We start from the raw sequence: 17,079 nt of genomic DNA on the forward strand, positions 1-17,079 counted from the left end.
TCCCTGGCTGGCTGGACTGGTACAACTACCACCGACCCCACACCGGAATCAGCGGCCACACCCCAGCCAGCCGCGTCACCAACCTCTCCGGACAACACATCTAGAGCCTCGGGGAGGGAGGCGTGGAACGTCGGTGCCGGAGGCAATCCTTTGGACGCCGCGCTTGCCAACGAACGGTTGGCAATGAGGCGCACACCTGGCCACCTGCTCGGCCAGGACCAAGACCGTGTCCTCTGTGGTGAGGGCGGACGGAAGTGAACCGCATGCACTTCCCGGATGTGCCTGATTACCGGCCCGGCACGGAGAGTTGGGTCTTCATGAGGCGAGGATCTGCGGAGCGCTCACCGCGGGCTCACCGCCCCCACCACACTCTCGACGATGCTCTCGGAAAGGCCCAGCAGGCGGAGCACGTCCAGGACCTCGGCACCCATGACGGCCACCGACTGGGCAGCCTCCCCGTAACGCGTCCGGGCCACGGCGTGATCGCCGCGCGCCTCGGCGATGCGGCCGAGTCCGGCGAGCGTACGTACTCGGGTACCGACGCTCCTGACCCAGTGCGGGTCGACCCGTTCCAGGACCTCCCCGTACAGCCGTTCCGCCTCGGCCAGGTCCCCGTCGAGCAGGGCCAGGTCACCGAGCCCGCGCAGGGCCGCTGCCAGGCAGGTGGAGCTGCCGGCGCGGCGTGCGAGACCGGCGGCCTTGTCATAGTCGGCGCGGGCCGTCGCCGCTTCCTCGCCGATGCAGTAATCGCCCCGGTTGACCAGCAGATCGACGGTGTCCTCCACGGCGCCGAGCTGCTCGGTGAGGCTGAGGGCCTCGTCGGTCAGCGCAATGGCCTGCGCGCGGTCACCGCGTCCGCCCGCCAGCCCGGCAAGCGCGTCCAGGGTCAGCGCGGTGCCCCAGCGGTCGCCGAGCGAGCGGAACCCCTCCAGGGCCGTGGCGAAGATACGTTCGGCCAGTGCGGTGTTCCCCTCGCCGAGAGGGCCGAATCCCGACACGTAGCGGGCGGCCGCCCGCGCCCACGGCTCGGAGCAGTCGCGCTGGGACGAGACAAGCGCGAAGGCACTCAGCGGGTCGGCTTCGCTCGCGCTCCGCATCATCCACAGGAACAGGCCGACGGGATAACGGCCCGGCCGTCCGCCCGACCATGCGGCGGCCAGCACCTTCTCGGCAGTCGCACGGTGGCGCTGCCACACCGGACGGCCGACGACACCGGACGCCGCCAGCAGTACGCACGTCACATATTCCTCGCCGAGGCCGGCCGGCGGTGCGTCGCCCACCGCTTCGAGGAGGGCGATCGCCTGGGGCGCGACCGAGGCGGACACACCCCGGATCCATAGGTAGTTCGAAGCCGAGGCCAGCAGCTTCAGGCCCGTCTCCACGTCCGGCGCCTCGACCGCCCAGCGGAGAGCCGCCAGGAAGTTGCCGTGCTCGGCCGTCAGGACGGGCAGCCACTCCAACTGCTCGACCCGGCGCAGATGAGGGTCGGCGGTCCGCACCAGCTCCAGGATCCTCTGGGCGTGGGCATGTTGCACCGACTCGCGTTCGCCGGCTGCGTCGAGCCGTTCGCCGCCGTAGGCGCCGATCGTCTCCAGCATCCGGTAGCGGCCTTCTGCCATCTCCAGGAGCGACTTGTCGACCAGCAACTCCAGCGTCTCGCCGTCGGTTCCGCACACCCGCAGTGCGGACTCGGCCGTCGCGCCGCCGGCGAAGACAGTGAACCGCCGCGCGGCTTGCTGCTCGGACTCGGAGAGCAGGTCCCAGCTCCAGGCGACCACCGAACGCAGGGTCCGGTGCCGCTCGTCCATTGTGCGGATGCCACGCGCGGCGACCCCGAGCCGGTCGTCCAGCCGTCCCGCGAGGTCGTCGATGTCGAGCGTCCGGGTACGCGCCGCCGTGAGTTCGATGGCCAGTGGCAGGTTGTCGAGGGCCGCGCAGATCCGGCTTACGACCTGAGGGTCTGCGGCGAAACCGCGCCGCACGGCGCGGGCCCGGTCGGTGAAGAGCCGAACCGCCGCGTCGCCGTCGAGCGGCTTCACCTGCCAAAGGCTTTCCCCGGTGATACCGAGCGGCTCGCGGCTCGTTGCCAGGACCCGCAGCCGTGGGCAGACAGCCAGCAGCCGCGCTGCCAGCGCCGCGACGTCATCGATGACGTGCTCGCAGTTGTCCAGGACCAGCAGGAGCATCCGGTCCGACAGCGCCGCGATCAGACGATCGACCGGCGGCTGGCTGCTGTCGCCCATGCCGAGCCCGTTCTCGCGCAGGCCGAACGCGCGCAGCAGTGCCTGCGGCAGTCCGGCGCCGTCGCGCAGCGGAGCCAGCTCCACGAAGCAGACATCGTCGGCCGCGACACCCGCGACTTCGACGGACAGCCGGGTCTTGCCCACGCCACCGGGGCCGATCAGCGTGACCAGCCGGGCCGCCCGCAGCAGACCGGCGACCTCGGTCACCTCGTCGGCGCGGCCGACGAACGCGGTCAGCTGGGCCGGCGGCGCGCCGGGCGCAGGCGACGCATCGGCGCTCAGCAACTCCCGGTGCAGCGCTACGAGTTCGGGGGACGGATCCGCGCCCAGTTCGTGGGCCAGGTGCCGCCTGGTCTCCTCGAACACCACCAGCGCCGCGGCCTGCCGCCCCTCCGCGAACAGCGCCCGCATCAGCAGGCCCGCCAGCCGTTCCCGGAGTGGATGGCGGCCGACCAGTTCACGCAACTCCGGTACGAAGGCGGCAGGTTGGCCCATCCGGCACTCCGCCTCGATCCGGTCCTCAAGCGCCCCGAGCCGATGCTCCTCCAGTCGTACGGCGGCGGGTTGGGCCGTCTCGCTCTCGGCGATACCGGCCAGCGCCGGCCCTCGCCACAGTTCCAGCGCCTCACGCAACAGGGCGGCCGCGCGTTCCGCGTCGTGGGCGTGCAACGCGGCCCGCCCTTCCCGCGCCAGTCGCTCGAATCGGCAGGCGTCCACATCGTCGTGCGCCACCACGATCCGGTAGCCCGCCCCGGCCGCTTCGAGCGCGGCCCCCGAACCGAGGGCCTTGCGCAGCCTGGAAACCTGGGACTGCAGGGCGTGCGCCGAGACCGCCGCGTCCGGGTCGATGGCGTCGGCCAGCCGGTCCGCCGGCACGACCTCTCCGGGGCGTATCAGGAGCAGGGCCAGCAGTGCGCGGCGGGCGGGCCCGCCCAGCGGAACCTCGGTCCCGTCGTCGTGCCACGCCCGGGTCTCACCGAGGATTCCGAACAGCATGCCGGTGATTATCCACCGGCGCTGATCATGCGTGGGCCATCGGTCCGAGATAGATCCCGCCCGAGACGTCGATGGTCTGACCGGTCACCCACCGGCCCTGCGGGCCCGCCAAGAATCCCACGACGTCGGCGACGTCCTCGGGCTCGCCGATCCGCCCGAGCGCGGTAATCGCTTCGAGACCCGCGGCCACCTCGGGGATGGAGGTGAAGGCGGCGGTCATGTCGGTCCGCACCGCGCCGGGTGCGACCGTGTTCACCGTGATTCCCCGGCTGCCGAGCTCATTGGCCAGCGACGGGGTCATCGACTCCAGCGCCGTCTTGCTGATCACGTAGCCGATCTGGGTGGAGACGGCGAACCGGCTGGCCGTCGAGCCCACGTTGATGATGCGGCCGCCGTCGTTGAGCAGCGGCAGCGCGCGCTGGACCACGAAGAACGGCGTGCTGACGTTGATGCTGAACAGCCTGTCGAGCTCCTCCGGTGTCACCTGTGTGATCGAGTTGCCTGAGAAGATGCCTGCGTTGTTGACCAGGATGTCCAGCCCGCGTCCCGCTAGCCCTGCGATCAGGCCCTCGAACAACCGGTCCACGGCACCGTCTTCGCCGAACCGGGCCTGGACGGCGAACGCCCGGCCGCCCGCCTCCTCGATCCTCGCCACGGTCTCCTTGGCCGCGTCGCCATTGCCGCCGTAGTGGACGGCGACCAGCGCGCCCTCGGCCGCGAGCCGCAGGGCGACCGCCCGGCCGATTCCGCGCGATCCGCCCGTCACCAGTGCCGTCTTGCCGGTCAGCATGCCCATAGCCTGCTCCTCGTTCGGTGGGCCGGTCCTCGGTGGCTCCGGCGCTGGAGCAACAGTGGCGGCAACGGCTCACCGCACGCTCACCGCCCGCTCACCGACCGAGCGGCGGGTCCAGTTCGTCGCGCCGCGCGCCTGACCATCGCCCCGGACCTCCGTCACAGGAGAGACCATGACCCTCGGCACCATGTCCGCGCAGATCACCGACTTCGCGAATCGCGCCGATCCCTACCCGCTCTACGCCGCACTGCGCAAGTCGCCGGTCACGCTTCAGGACGACGGTTCCTACCTGGTCAGCACGTACTACGAAGTGCGAAGCCTCGCCAACGACCCGCGGCTCAGCAACGACCTGCGCAACCGCGCCCCCGGCGCCGGCGGCCCCGCCATCGCCGAGGAGGACAGGAACTTGCCGCCCAGCTTTATTTTTCACGACCCGCCGGAACACGACCGGCTGCGCGAAACCGCGACGCGGCCGTTCGGCCCGCCTCACAGCCCCAGGTTCCTCCACGACATGCGCGGAGAACTGGCCAAGGTAATCGCCGGCCTGCTTGACACGCTCGAAGGCAAGGACGAGATCGACGTCGTGGACGACTTCGCCTACCCCTACCCGTCACGGCCATCTGCAAGATCCTGGGCGTGCCGGGCGAGGACGTACACCCCGAATCTCCCAACCCTTCTACTACCTCTTTTAAACGCTGAGGCTGAGGAAGACACCCATAGCTGCGGCGGTCAACCCGATGAACCAGCCGGTCAAGGAGTTGAGCACCGCGAGCCCGTGTCGACCGCGTGCCAGCAACCGACCGACCTCATGGCTGCAGACGCTGAAGGCGGTGACAAGCCCGCCCAGCAGAATCGTGCCACTGGTCACCCGGTGTAGATAGGCCCATCCCGCAAGCGCGCCGAACAGGAAGCACCCGACGAAATTGAGGAGGAACGGGACCCAGTGCGTAGGATTCCGGAAACGCAGCCGAAGGTACCGCTCCGTCCCGCAGCGAAGGGACGCGCCGATCAACCCACCCAGCAGCGTCAGCAGTAGAGACACTGAGGCTCCCTCTCACAAAAGGCGCGGCGATGCAGCCTTGACCATGCCGCCACCTGATACGACGCCATACATAACGCGGACAGAAGGCCGGCGACCGGCCGACATCAGAGGCCATCTCTCTCACCCGTAACGGCCATTGCGATGGGCGCACGCCAGAGTCGCCGACAGTGGCACTTTCCCCTCGGTACATCGCGGTTTCGACGAACGGTTCTGCCCCTGATTCCGCACCATACCCTTGGCTTCCGCCAGGGAGCCCCCGTGCATGCAGGCGGAACCTCCGAGTGCCATCAATAACCCTGACGGAGCAACCACATCTCCCCGTCGGAGTGATTGCGCCTTGTCAGCCGGACTACGGGTGGTGGGAGAGCCCGCAGTCCCGTGATGATCAGGGCTGAGTTCCGACGCCGGCACACTGAGCTCTGAATCGCCTAGGAGACGCCGATAACCATGAGCGAACCGGTTGGCAAGCCCCAACTGTTCCGTGAACTCTCTGCAGAGTTCGTGGGTACCTTGGTCCTCATTCTCTTCGGATGCGGCGTCGTGGCGCAGGTAGTGGCTGGAGGTGCCCTCACCGACCCGAAGGGCGCTCTGGGCAACCACGACAGCATCGCCTGGGCCTGGGGGCTGGGCGTCACTCTCGGCGTGTACGTCGCGGCCCGCCTTAGCGGTGCCCACCTCAACCCGGCCGTGACACTGTCCCTGGCTGCTTTCAAGGGCTTTCCGTGGGCCAAGGTCGCGCCCTACGCGATCGCCCAGACAGCCGGCGCATTCGTCGCCGCACTGCTGGTGCGCTGGGACTACACCGAAGTACTGGCCAGGGCTGATCCGACGCACAGCATCAAGACGCAGTTCGTCTTTTCCACGCTGCCGGGGAACGGTTCGACCACTGCCGGAATCCACGAATGGGGCGCCTTCCGTGATCAGGTGATCGGCACCGCCTTGCTGGTACTCCTCATCTTCGCGATCACCGACCTGCTGAACACGCCGCCCGGTGCGAATCTGGCACCGTTGATCATCGGCTTGGTCGTGGTCGCAATCGGTATGGCCTTCGGCACCGACGCCGGCTACGCAATCAACCCGGCACGCGACTTCGGCCCCAGACTTGCCAGCTTCATCACGGGCTATAGAGGCGCCTGGCGAGACCAGTGGGGCAATCTGTATTTCTGGGTGCCCATCGTCGGCCCGCTGATCGGCGGGGTCCTCGGCGCCGGGTTCTACAAGTTCCTCATCGGCAACTTCCTGGCCACAGCCGAGCCGGAGCCCGCCGGCCGGGTCCCCGTCCCGGAAGGGTAGTCATGCATCCTGCGGGGCGCGGCGTCCCGCAGCCCGGTGCTCCCCCGCCCCTGGTACGGGCTCGTTGCGTCGGCAGCGCCGGGAGGGCGTGCGAGCCTCGGTAGGCGTCGGCATCGATCAGATGCGGCGGGCGGACCTGGATGCGCCGCGCAAGTAACGGCGTTGCCTCAAGTGCATGGTTGCCCGGCTGGTCGCCGAGCACGCGGCGGTGGAGATGCCCTCTGCACGGGTGCGAGCCTACGCCGCCGCCACCGCAGATCCGGTTCCAGGCGGACCGCGGGCCGCGGAAGCGTTCACCTCGCGGACCATACGCCACGGGCCGAGGCGGAATTGCTGCCACTCGCCCCCGTCATGGGCGTGGCGTAGCAGGGAGTGCGCTCCGGGTCGTCGGCTGCGTTCCTGAACCTGTGCGCACCAGTCACACGACGGTGACGGCGAGTTGGGCCATGCGGCCGCGAGCGCATGGCACGGCGGCAGCAGGGGCCCAGGCACATCGGGTGTGGGCTCGCATGTTTCTTTTCTCGGTGCGATATTGCCGTAGCCAGAGTGGATGCTTCCACCCGCATTACTGGCTTTCCTCATCCAGCGGACCGGAGAATCATGAGCGATAGGTCACGTCCAAGGGGTGGGTAAATAGCGCGTCGGATAGCACGTCGGCGCTCTCCGCCGGGTGGGAGGTGGCAGTAGATGAAGGCCGTCGTCTACAAGGTGCCGTTCAGCGTGGCGGGGAACGGGTTCAAAGAAGGCGTGCGTCAAACGCCCTTCAGAACACGATCAAGTGCCGCCCGGCCTGCAGGTCCCCAGTTCGGCTTGCCGCCAGGAAGGCCCCTCTCTCCGTTCTGCCCCATGAGCATCAGGAAGAGGCTCTTCATAGCGGCCAGCCCGCGAGCGCGCCGGATCGCCGCCTCGTCTGCATACGCGTACATGTCGAAGAACCGTGAGGCCGTGCCCGCGGGTAGCAGCACCCATGCGGCGGCGAGGTCCCACGCCGGGTCGCCGGCGAACAGGTCACCGAAGTCGACGATGCCCGAGAGCGTTCCGTCCGAGACGACGACGTTCGCGGGATGGAGGTCGCCGTGCACCCACACCGGCGGGCCCTCCCACTCGTGGGCCGCAACGGCGTCGTCCCAGACGGCCCGGACGTCGGCAGCGATGTCGTCGGGGGCAACGGCCTGGAAGAAGTTCTCGAAGCCGTCCGTGCAGTTCCTGGGATGGGCGCCGCGGTCCGTAGCGATCGGCGCATCGGCAGGCGCCTCCATATGGAGCGCCCGGAGGAAGCCCGCCAGCGTGTCGGCCGCGTGGTCGCCGCGGCTGATCGAGCCGTGGTCCAGCGGCTCGCCAGGAACCCAGGTCATCACGGTCCAGTGCTTGGGGAAACGCTCGGACGGTTCGCCGAACCGCACCGGTGTCGGTACTGGGAGCGGCAGGCGCGGGGCCAGCACGGGTAGCCACCGCCGCTCCTTGAGCTGGAGCTCCGGGGTGGGGTCCATGCGCTGCATGCGCACGGCCAACTCGTCCCCGAGGCGCCACATTTGGTTGCCCCAGCCCCCCGCCACCTCGCGGATGGCCAGCCCTGCAAGGTCTGGATGTTGCTCCTGCAGCAGGTCGCGGACCAGGTCTGCGGTGATCTCGATCTCGGTGTCGGTCATGCGAAGTCACAGTACTCAGGCGACAGACGGAGCGGGCTCTCGCTCTCCGGAACATCTCGCTGTGATCCCTCGGGCATCACCAATTCGGTTTCAGAAAGCTACGGATCAGAGGCTTGGGACAGACCGGCCCCAAGTTCAGAGAAGCTTGCGTGCGGTGCGGCGGTGGCGCGTAACGCTCCTGCCCATCAACTTCGGCGCCGGCGCAGGACCTTCAAAGTGACCGAAGTGACGAAGGCGCCGCCTGCGCGTCGACGACCGTGACTCTTGCGGCGCAGTGGGTCGTCAGCATCCAGGGCGATGTGACGTGCGTTTTGGAAATGGCATCCATTTCCATGTAATGTAGCCGTCGCCCACGTACTCAGGAGGTCCGTCATGGCCGTACCCAAGCGGAAGATGTCCCGCAGCAACACCCGTCACCGCCGCGCCCAGTGGAAGGCCACGACTCCCCAACTCGTGCCGGTCACCGTCGACGGCTCCTCGTACCTGGTACCGCAGCGCCTGGCCAAGGCGTACGAACGCGGTCTACTGCGCCCGGAGAGCTGAACGGCATGACGCACAACCGACTGCCCGTCACCGTCCTTTCCGGCTTCCTCGGAGCCGGAAAGACCACCCTGCTCAACCACGTACTGAGCAACCGGGACGGCCTGCGCGTCGCTGTCATCGTCAATGACATGAGCGAGATCAACATCGACGCGACGCTGGTACGGGGTGGCGAGGCCGCCCTCTCACGCACCGAGGAGCGCCTGGTCGAGATGACCAATGGGTGCATCTGCTGCACCCTGCGCGATGATCTGCTCGAAGAGGTCGACCGGCTGGCCCGCGAGGACCGCTTCGACTACCTCCTCATCGAGTCCAGCGGCATCTCCGAACCGATGCCGGTCGCGGCCACCTTCGCCTTCCCGCGCGACGACGGAGCGACCCTCGGCGACCTCGCGCGGCTCGACACCATGGTCACCGTCGTCGACGCCGCCAACTTCCTCCCCGAGCTGAACGGCGGCGACGGACTGGCCGAGCGCGGCCTCGACCAGTACGAGGAGGACGAACGCACTGTCAGCGATCTGCTGATGGACCAGATCGAGTTCGCCGACGTCATCGTTCTCAACAAGACCGACCTCGTCGACGAGGACGACGCCGTCCGGCTCCGCGCCACGCTCGCCCGGCTCAACCCGGCCGCCCGCATCGTGCCGGCCCGGCACGGGCGGGTGGAGTCCGCCGACATTCTCGGCACCGGCCTGTTCGACCTGGAGCGTGCACAGCTCGCACCGGGCTGGGTGCGTGAAATCAACGGCGACCACGTACCGGAGACCGAGGAGTACGGCATCTCCAGTACGGTCTTCCGTGCCGCCGCGCCGTTCCACCCCGGTCGGCTGTGGACCTTCGTCACCGAGGGACTCGACAGCGGCGTCTACGGCCGGATCCTGCGCTCCAAGGGCTTCTTCTGGCTGGCCAGCCGGCCGCACGTCACCGGGCTGTGGTCACAGGCCGGTGCCGTCGCCCGCTTTGAGCCGTCCGGCGCCCGCGCCACTGGCGACAGTCAGGGCCAGGAACTGGTCTTCATCGGTACCGAGTTGCACACCGAGGTGCTGCAAGCTGCCCTGACCGATTGCCTCTTGGCCGACGGGGAGCGACTCACCGGCGATCCGTTCCCCGAGTGGGACACCTACGGGATCGAGGACGCCTGCGAACATGAGCACCCGGATCTCGTAGCGCAGGCCTGAAAGCCCCGGGTTGGGCAGTGGTCGCAGCCACGGCACTGCCCAACCCGGCACCCAGGCCCCGCTCCGCAGCCGGGCCGCACCCACTCGCCGCCCCCTCGGCTGACCAGATCCTTCCCCTGCCAGTGCGCTGCCGCGCCGTGGCCCCCGAGGGGAACATCGCGGATCAGGAAGAAAGGTCGCCGAGCCAGGGATCGGAGAAGTCGGCCCAGCCGTCCGAGCCGAGCGCCACTTCCGTGTCATCCGGCAAGGCCGCGTCGAGCGCGGAGCGCAGCCGGTCGGGATCGAGGTCAGCGCCAGTGAAGGTGAAGTCGTTCCGGCGTTCACCGAGTAGTGGCGCCAGAACCACGAGGCCAGTGTGCGCTGCTGCGAGGATGCGGCACACCAGGCGTGATCGGCTTCGAGTTGCAACCAGCGGTCCGCTTCGCACAGCTCCAAGTGCCCTGCGGCCCACTGCCAGGTCACTACCGCCTCGGGCGGGCTGGACAGGCACAGATGGCCTGGCTGCGCAACACGCCCACCATGACGGTGGTCAGTGCCCCCGCGAGCCACTCGGGGGACAGCGGTCACCGGGCCCGCCACCGTACCGACGTCACGCCCTGGTCAGCGCCCGGGAGCACACGGGACACGGTCACCCGTTCCAGCCGAGCCCTCCACTCGTCAAATGCGTTCGGTACGGGTCGCAGGAACGGCACCGGCAGCTCCACCTCTGAGTCCGGCTGTCGCATGCCATTGACGAGTGCGGCAGCGTGGTTGAGGTGGTGTGCCAAGGCCATCACCCCAGCCGCCCGGCCGTCGGCGGGATACCGCATCGGCGTGGTCAGACCGTCTACAGCTTCCACCCGGCAGGCGGCGATCCCGGTCGGCGTCAGGGGCGGTGCGGTGTGCGCCGACCCACACGTGGGCTGCCTGGTGGACGCCTCGGATCTCGGCGAGGAAAGCGGCCGGTCGATTCCGGCCAGCACAGGGGTCGGGGCGTAGTAGTCCCTCAGTGCACTGGCACCGATCCGCGGTTGCCGCAACTCCTTCGGCACTGCGCTTCCCCTCAGTTGGGATGGGCGATGCGACGGGGGGCACGGGTGCTGCCCGCAGTCTTCGTGGAAGAGTGCCGTCGTCGGGCATGCCCGCCCTTAGCCACGCGCCGACGAGTTCCGCGTCGGCTTCGGTCGCGAGGGGGCCCAGCCGGATGACGGGGCCGCTGGGAGCACGGCCCTCCGTACACGGCTGCACGGCGGCATGCACTCCCGCGGCACGGGTGCAACGGAGGAGGCCGCCCAGGCATCCGGTGGCGACCAGTACGGCGTGCGGGCAGCTGCGAACCGCCTCACGTAGCCGCTCCATCACCTGGTCACTCGTGTCGCCGCGGCAGTCGGTGCAGGTGACAAGCGTGAACGGGCGACTCGGTTTGCCTGGTGTTGCGAGGTCCATCGGCGCCCTCCCAAGTTCGACACTGCGGCCCGGACCTTCGCCCGGGCCGCAGAAGAGTCAACGGCAAGACCTCACCAGGAGGACTTGGTCACCCCGGGGAGGAACCCGGCGTGCGCCTGCTCGCGCATGCGCACCCGGGACATACCGAACTTCCGCAGGTGCCCGCGGGGCCGGCCGTCCACGCCGTCCCGGTTGCGCACCCGGGTGGCGCTGGCGTCACGCGGCTGGCGCCGCAACTCGGCCTGGGCAGCGGCGCGTTCGTCATCGGTCGACGAGGGCCGTCGGATGATCTCCTTCAGCTCGGCGCGCCGGGCGGCGTACCGCTCGACGATCACCTTCCGCTGCTCGTTCTTCGCGATCTTGCTCTGCTTGGCCATCAGACCTTCACCCCTCGCGCGCGGATACGCGCCACCGCAGCCTCGACGCCGATGGCGTCGACCGTCTTGATCGCCTTGGTGCTGAGCGTGAGCCGGATGTGACGGCCCTCGCTCGCCAGCCAGTAGCGCTTGCGCTGGATGTTCGGGTCGAACCGGCGCGATGTACGGCGGTGCGAGTGGGAGATGGCCTTGCCGAAGCCCGGCTTGGCGCCGGTCAGTTGGCAGTGAGCGGACATGGTGGTGGTACTACCTCTCGTCGGGGCCCTTATCGGCAATGGAAACCATTGCCATATAGTACCTCCCATGGCTCGCAACGAACTACGCCCGGTCATCAAGCTCCGCTCCACCGCGGGGACCGGCTACACCTACGTCACCCGCAAGAACCGCAGGAACGACCCCGATCGCCTGGTCCTGCGCAAGTACGACCCCGTCGCCGGCCGGCACGTCGACTTCCGCGAGGAGCGCTGACGCTCCGGTCGGCCCCGTCTCCCCAGCCGAGCTCACAGACAGGAACATCGTTATGAAACCCGGAATCCACCCGGCCTACGGGCCCGTCGTCTTCCGCGACCGGGCTGCCGACTTCGCTTTCCTCACCCGGTCCACCGCGACCAGCGACAAGACCATCCAGTGGGAGGACGGCAACACCTACCCCGTCATCGACGTGGAGATCTCCTCGAAGAGCCACCCCTTCTACACGGGCACCGCCCGGGTCCTGGACACGGCCGGCCGCGTCGAGCGCTTCGAGCGGCGGTACGGCCGGCGCGGGACGGCGTGATGGCGGAGAACAACCTTCCCGTCGTCATCGTCGGCGGACTGCACTCCGAGGCCCGGGAGGAGGTCGTACGGCGGCTGCTGCACTCCGTTCCCGGCAGTGTCGCGCTGCACCACGACCTCTCGACGGCCGCGGTGGGCACGGTACGGCGCACCGTGCGCGACGCCTCGGGCCCGCTGTCCTCCGGTGAGGCGCCTCTCGTCAACGACTGCGCGTGCTGCGCTCTGCGCGAGGACCTGGTCCCCGAACTCCAGCGGCTGGCCGACAGCGGTCTGCATCGACTGGCGGTCGTGGAACTCTGGGATTCCGTCGAGCCCCGTGCGATGGCCGAGTTCATCGCGGCGCACGGCGGCGAATCGCTGACGCTCTCCAACGTCCTGACGGCAGTCGATCCGGCACTCGTGCTGCCGTACCTCGCCAATGGCGACGACCTGGCGGAGGCGGGCCTCGCGGCGGCCGCGACGGATCAGCGGACCGTCGGCGACACCTGGGCGCGCCAGTTGGAGTACGCGCCCGTGCTCGCGCTCGTCGACAGTCCGGAGGCCGACGACGAGGACCGGGCGCTGCTCGCCCAGCTGCATCCGACAGCTCGCCAGGTGTCTGCCGCGTCCGGAGAGCTGGCGGAGTCCGCCTTCGCCGGCTTCGACGTCGAGACGGCCGCCGCCGCCCAGCACCCGGCCTGCGCGCTACTGCCGCAGGAAGCGGAGGAGGCCGGAGTGGCCACTCTGGTGTGGCACCGGCGGCGACCCTTCCATCCGGAGCGGCTCTACCATGCGCTGGAAGACCTGGCGTGTGCGGCGGCCCGCAGCCGCGGCCGCTTCTGGCTCGCCGACCGTCCCGACACCCTGCTGTCCTGGGACTCCGCCGGCGGCGCCCTGTGCGTGGAGAACGCCGGCCCCTGGCTCGCCTCACTCCCGGACGCCGCCTGGGAGATGGTTCCGGCCATGCGCAGGGCGGCCGCCGCCCTCGACTGGCACCCCGAACACGGCGACTGCTGCCAGCACCTGGTCTTCACCGCACCCGGCCTCGACCGCGAGGGCCTGGAGCGGCTGCTCGACTCCTGCCTGCTGACCGAAGCGGAGTTCGCCGGCGGGCGCGAGGCGTGGAAGCACCTTCCGGCCTCCTTCGACGCACTCCTCGACCCCGTCTCCTGACCCCCCGTCTCCTGACCTCGCACACAGCACCGAACCCGCCCACCACCGGCCTACCGAGAAAAGGAATTCCCATGCCTCGCCGCTCCGATCCCCGCAAGCCGCTCAAGGCACGCCCCAACCCGCTGGACCAGGCCGGCATCACCTACATCGACTACAAGGACACCGACCTGCTGCGGAAGTTCATCTCCGACCGCGGCAAAATCCGCAGCCGCCGGGTCACCCGGGTCACCGCACAGCAGCAGCGACAGCTGGCCCGCGCGATCAAGAACGCACGCGAGATGGCTCTGCTCCCGTACGACTCCAAGTAGTCTCGCCGCGCGCTTCGCGCCCTGCCCCGCACCGCACGAAACCGGCGAGTTCCGTGCGGTGCGGGGCAGTCGCGTCAGTCCCCGTGGGAACCCTCCACCGAGGGGCCGCAGTCGGGGCAGATGCCGGTGAGTTCGACGGTGTGCCGGACGGCGGTGAATCCGCTTGTCCGGGCTACGCCGGCAGCCCATTCCTCCACCGCCACCGCCACCGCGTCCAGCATCACGCTGACACCGCATTCGGCGCAGAGCAGATGGTGCCGGTGGTCGGAGCCGGGACGGTAGCGGAAGAGCCGTTCGCCGTTCATGTCCCGCACGACGTCGGCGCGCCCCGTTTCGGCGAGGGCGCTGAGCGTGCGGTAGACGGTGGACAGGCCGACCGGCGAGTCGGCAGCCAGCAGCCGGGCGTGCCGAGCCTGGGCGCTGGCGAACCCCTCCGCCGCCACGGCCTCGATGAAGGCTTCCAGCACAAGGGCACGCTGCTGGGTGAAGCGTCCGAGGTGGGTGACTTCCTGTGTGGCGGTGGCTTGCGGCCCGGTGCTTGCCGTCATCGTGCCGTCACGCCTCACGTTCCGGCTGAGGCGGTACGCCTGCGCAGGCGCCTGTCTGCTGTGGGGCGCCGGATGAGGAAGGTGGCTGCATAGACGGCGGTGGCGGCGGCCATGATGGCGAAGCTGGGCGGCATCTTCGGTACGGCGTAGGAGGCGGCGAGGCCGGCCCACATCGCCAGGACCGCCAGGATCGCCGAGAGGGCAAGTGCCCGGTAAGGGCGGTCGGTCAGCCGGGCGGCAGCTCCGGCCGGCGCCGCCAGCAGGCCGAGCAGCAGCAGCGAGCCGACTGCTTGGGTGGCCTCGGCGGCGCAGACTCCGGTCACCGCGAGGAAGCCGAAGCCCAGCGTCCGTACGGGCACGCCGCGGGCCGCGGCCACGGCCTCGTCGAGCGTCGTGAACAGCAGCGGGCGGGCGATGAGCACCATCAGCAGGCAGATTCCGGCGGCGACGAGGGCGGCGGACGACGCCTTCCCGGCCGAGAGACCGAAGATCGATCCGAACAGCACGCTGACCCCGGCGGTGCCGTTGGCCGTGCTCCGGGAGGTGGTGTAGAGGGTGATGAAGAACGCGCCCAGGCCCAGGACCCAGGAGAACACGCTGCCGATGACGACGTCGTCCGCGCGGGCCTTGCGCCCCAGGGTGCCGAAGAGCAGCGCGATGCCGACGGTGGCGACCAACAGCCCCGTGCGCAGGTCGTATCCGAAGGCGAGGGCCCCCATCGCTCCGGTGAAGGCGACGTGACTGAGGGCATCGGCGGTGAAGATCTGGGCCCGGAGGACCAGGAAGTGGCCGACGAGTCCCGAGGCCGCCGCGATGCCGGTGCCGGCGAGCAGGGCGTGTTGGACGAACGGCTGGTCCAGCGGCGCCGAGGCGGAGGACAGGAGTGCCGTCATGCCGTGGCCTCCTTGTTCAGGAGGGGTGCGGCGGTCCTGCCGAGCCGGGTGTGCAGTGCGCGTCCGGAGCGGGCGAGCAGGTAGCCGGCGAAGGAGTACGAGGTCACGAAGAAGCCCAAGGGGTAAGGCCAGTAGTAGGCGGTGGTCAGGCCGAGCCAGGTGGCGGCCAGGGCCAGGAGGACGGCGAGGGTGAGACCGGCGCCGGGGCGGCCGGTCACTGTCTGCGCGGTCGCGGCGGGGATGACCATCAGCGCGAACACCAACAGGGTTCCGGTGATCTGGCCGGCCTCGGCGGTCGCCGCGCCGAGCAGGACGAGGAAGATGACGGACAGGGCGCGGACCGGCACCCCCCGCGCGGCGGCGACCTGCGGGTCGACGGAGGCGAACAGCAGCGGCCGCCCGATCAGTGCCAGGGCCGCCAGCACCACGGCTCCCACGCCGAGCAGCACGTTCACCTGGGAGGTGGTGATGCCCAGGAAGGTGCCGAAGAGAATGGTCTGCGGACCTCCCAACAGCCCTTTGTACAGGGCGATGAAGAGGAATCCTGAGGCGAGCAGGAATGCTTGCACGGTACCGGTGAGCGCAGACTCGTCCGCTCCTCCACTCCCCCCTCCCCCACCGCGCCACCCGATGGCCGCGATGATCACGGCGGCCGCCACGCAGAGGCTGAAGTAGCCGTATACCGCGCTGAATCCGAGCAGGACGGCTCCGGCCGCGCCGGGGAAGGCCACGGTGGAGACGGTGTGGGCGGCGAAGGTCTGTCGCCGCAGCACCACGAAATAGCCCATGACCGCGGACACCACGGCGACGATCGCCCCCGCACGGAAGGCGTTGACCATGAAGGGGAACGACCACATCTCCTGGACGTCCGTGAGCAGGTTCCACGACCAGACCGGTCCGGCGACGGGTTCAGCCGGCAGCATGGCCGCCTCCGGCACAGGGAGCGGAGGTGTGCCGGTCGGTGTGCCGCGCGGGTGCTTCCGGCTGGCCGACGACGGCCAGCCGCCCGTCGGACGTCCGCAGCACCTCGACCGGCGTGCCGTACAGCCTGGTCAGTGTGGAGGAGGTGATGACCTCCTCCGGTGTGCCGCTCGCCGCCCCGCCTTCGGCGAGGTACACCACCTGGTCGAGGTGCGGCAGGATCGGGTTGACGTCGTGCGCGACCATGACGACCGTGACGTTCTCCTGATGGCAGATCTGGCTGATCAGTGCCGTGACCGCGCTCTGGTGGGGCAAATCGAGGCTGTCCGACGGCTCGTCCAGCAGGAGTAGTTGGGGCCTGCGGACCAGGGCCTGGGCGATCAGCAGCCGCTGCTGCTCACCCCCGGAGCAGTTGCCGATGGGCCGGTGCGCGTACGCCGACGCCCCGACCAGTTCGATGACCTCCTCGACGCGCTGACGGGCCGCCCGCCTCCGGGCACCGGACGGCCACAGGGGTACGCCCCAGCGGTCGCCGTCCAGCCCCAGCCGCACCACGTCGACACCGCGGATCCGCATCGACGCGTCGAAGCTGCGGCGTTGAGGCAGGTAGCCGATGCGGTGGTTGGCCTGTCCGGGTCGGGCGCCGAGCACGCGGACTTCGCCCTCCGCTGCGGGCAGTGCCCCGAGCAGCACTTTGACCATGGTGGACTTGCCGACCCCGTTGGGGCCGAGGACGGCGACGAACTTGCCTGCCCCGATGCGAAGGTCCACCCCGGACCACAGCGTACGGCCGGCCACGCGTACGGCCGCGCCGCGCAGTGCGAGCACGGGGACGTCGTCGGGTGCCGGCGTTGCGAGGGGTTCGGCGCCTGGTCGGGGCGGCGGAACGGTGTGTCCAGCCGCTTCGCGGGCCTTCGCGATCGGATGCAGCATGGTCGCGCGCTCCC

The 17,079-nt window shown here is 69.6% G+C and carries 18 protein-coding genes and 1 pseudogene; 8 read left to right on the top strand and 11 right to left on the bottom strand.

Going from position 1 to position 17,079, the window contains the following annotated elements:
• A pseudogene (locus IG62_RS46295) lies at positions 1-104 on the top strand (IS481 family transposase); the annotation flags it as partial.
• A 237-nt stretch (positions 105-341) separates the two neighbouring features.
• On the opposite strand, the gene IG62_RS0114630 reads toward IG62_RS46295, so the two are convergent.
• The 3 genes from IG62_RS0114630 to IG62_RS50105 all read right to left on the bottom strand — a co-directional run bounded on the left by IG62_RS0114630 (position 342) and on the right by IG62_RS50105 (position 5,074).
• Entirely contained in the window at positions 342-3,239 is a 2,898-nt protein-coding gene (locus IG62_RS0114630) for a BTAD domain-containing putative transcriptional regulator (protein WP_030801959.1), read from the bottom strand.
• 25 nt (positions 3,240-3,264) lie between these two features.
• On the bottom strand, positions 3,265-4,035 hold the full coding sequence (locus tag IG62_RS0114635) for an SDR family NAD(P)-dependent oxidoreductase (RefSeq protein WP_030801961.1): 771 nt from the start codon (positions 4,033-4,035) through the stop codon (positions 3,265-3,267).
• A 685-nt stretch (positions 4,036-4,720) separates the two neighbouring features.
• Entirely contained in the window at positions 4,721-5,074 is a 354-nt protein-coding gene (locus IG62_RS50105) for a CrcB family protein (RefSeq protein WP_037838354.1), read from the bottom strand.
• Positions 5,075-5,521: 447 nt separating this feature from the next.
• On the opposite strand from IG62_RS50105, the gene IG62_RS0114645 reads away from it, so the two are divergent.
• The gene (locus IG62_RS0114645) at positions 5,522-6,367 is read left to right on the top strand and encodes an MIP/aquaporin family protein (protein ID WP_030801964.1); all 846 of its coding nucleotides are present in this window, start codon (positions 5,522-5,524) and stop codon (positions 6,365-6,367) included.
• Positions 6,368-7,119: 752 nt separating this feature from the next.
• Here IG62_RS0114645 and IG62_RS0114650 read toward each other — a convergent pair.
• Complete coding sequence (locus IG62_RS0114650; RefSeq protein ID WP_030801965.1) at positions 7,120-8,016, bottom strand: aminoglycoside phosphotransferase family protein; 897 nt, start codon at positions 8,014-8,016, stop codon at positions 7,120-7,122.
• Between the two features lie 372 nt (positions 8,017-8,388).
• Between IG62_RS0114650 and rpmF the strand changes: the two genes are divergently transcribed.
• Both rpmF and IG62_RS0114660 read left to right on the top strand, forming a co-directional pair.
• Positions 8,389-8,559: a 50S ribosomal protein L32 gene (gene rpmF, locus IG62_RS0114655; RefSeq protein ID WP_030801966.1), complete on the top strand. Its 171-nt coding sequence runs from the start codon at positions 8,389-8,391 to the stop codon at positions 8,557-8,559.
• Between the two features lie 5 nt (positions 8,560-8,564).
• Complete coding sequence (locus IG62_RS0114660) at positions 8,565-9,734, top strand: GTP-binding protein (RefSeq protein WP_030801967.1); 1,170 nt, start codon at positions 8,565-8,567, stop codon at positions 9,732-9,734.
• Positions 9,735-9,897: 163 nt separating this feature from the next.
• Here IG62_RS0114660 and IG62_RS0114665 read toward each other — a convergent pair whose 3' ends face one another.
• From IG62_RS0114665 to rpmB, 3 genes are all read right to left on the bottom strand, one after another.
• Positions 9,898-10,080 carry a hypothetical protein gene (locus IG62_RS0114665; protein WP_030801970.1) on the bottom strand — a complete coding sequence of 61 codons (183 nt, stop codon included), beginning with the start codon at positions 10,078-10,080 and terminating at the stop codon, positions 9,898-9,900.
• 1,150 nt (positions 10,081-11,230) lie between these two features.
• On the bottom strand, positions 11,231-11,536 hold the full coding sequence (gene rpsN, locus IG62_RS0114670; protein WP_030801972.1) for a 30S ribosomal protein S14: 306 nt from the start codon (positions 11,534-11,536) through the stop codon (positions 11,231-11,233).
• Complete coding sequence (rpmB, locus tag IG62_RS0114675) at positions 11,536-11,772, bottom strand: 50S ribosomal protein L28 (RefSeq protein ID WP_030801974.1); 237 nt, start codon at positions 11,770-11,772, stop codon at positions 11,536-11,538. The genes rpsN and rpmB overlap by 1 nt, the downstream gene beginning before the upstream one ends.
• Before the next feature lie 67 nt (positions 11,773-11,839).
• On the opposite strand from rpmB, the gene rpmG reads away from it, so the two are divergent.
• From rpmG to rpsR, 4 genes are all read left to right on the top strand, one after another.
• Complete coding sequence (gene rpmG / locus IG62_RS0114680) at positions 11,840-12,004, top strand: 50S ribosomal protein L33 (RefSeq protein WP_030801977.1); 165 nt, start codon at positions 11,840-11,842, stop codon at positions 12,002-12,004.
• 52 nt (positions 12,005-12,056) lie between these two features.
• A complete protein-coding gene (locus tag IG62_RS0114685; protein WP_030801978.1) occupies positions 12,057-12,311 on the top strand; it encodes a type B 50S ribosomal protein L31 in 255 nt (84 codons plus the stop codon).
• Positions 12,311-13,462, top strand: a complete 1,152-nt coding sequence (locus tag IG62_RS0114690) for a CobW family GTP-binding protein (RefSeq protein WP_030801980.1) — start codon at positions 12,311-12,313, stop codon at positions 13,460-13,462. Before IG62_RS0114685 ends, IG62_RS0114690 begins: the two co-directional genes overlap by 1 nt.
• A 71-nt stretch (positions 13,463-13,533) precedes the next feature.
• Positions 13,534-13,770, top strand: a complete 237-nt coding sequence (rpsR, locus tag IG62_RS0114695) for a 30S ribosomal protein S18 (protein ID WP_030801983.1) — start codon at positions 13,534-13,536, stop codon at positions 13,768-13,770.
• 74 nt (positions 13,771-13,844) lie between these two features.
• Here rpsR and IG62_RS0114700 read toward each other — a convergent pair whose 3' ends face one another.
• Genes IG62_RS0114700 through IG62_RS0114715 form a run of 4 tightly spaced genes read right to left on the bottom strand, consistent with a single transcriptional unit; the run spans position 13,845 to position 17,065 of the window.
• Positions 13,845-14,318, bottom strand: a complete 474-nt coding sequence (locus IG62_RS0114700; RefSeq protein ID WP_030801984.1) for a Fur family transcriptional regulator — start codon at positions 14,316-14,318, stop codon at positions 13,845-13,847.
• 14 nt (positions 14,319-14,332) lie between these two features.
• A complete protein-coding gene (locus IG62_RS0114705; RefSeq protein WP_030801987.1) occupies positions 14,333-15,211 on the bottom strand; it encodes a metal ABC transporter permease in 879 nt (292 codons plus the stop codon).
• The gene (locus IG62_RS0114710; protein WP_030801989.1) at positions 15,208-16,134 is read right to left on the bottom strand and encodes a metal ABC transporter permease; all 927 of its coding nucleotides are present in this window, start codon (positions 16,132-16,134) and stop codon (positions 15,208-15,210) included. The genes IG62_RS0114705 and IG62_RS0114710 overlap by 4 nt, the downstream gene beginning before the upstream one ends.
• On the bottom strand, positions 16,121-17,065 hold the full coding sequence (locus IG62_RS0114715) for a metal ABC transporter ATP-binding protein (protein ID WP_078872009.1): 945 nt from the start codon (positions 17,063-17,065) through the stop codon (positions 16,121-16,123). Before IG62_RS0114715 ends, IG62_RS0114710 begins: the two co-directional genes overlap by 14 nt.
• Positions 17,066-17,079: the final 14 nt, after the last annotated feature.

Origin of the sequence: Streptomyces sp. NRRL S-337 (genome assembly GCF_000720175.1) — a bacterium.
In the GTDB taxonomy this organism is placed as follows: domain Bacteria; phylum Actinomycetota; class Actinomycetes; order Streptomycetales; family Streptomycetaceae; genus Streptomyces; species Streptomyces siderophoricus.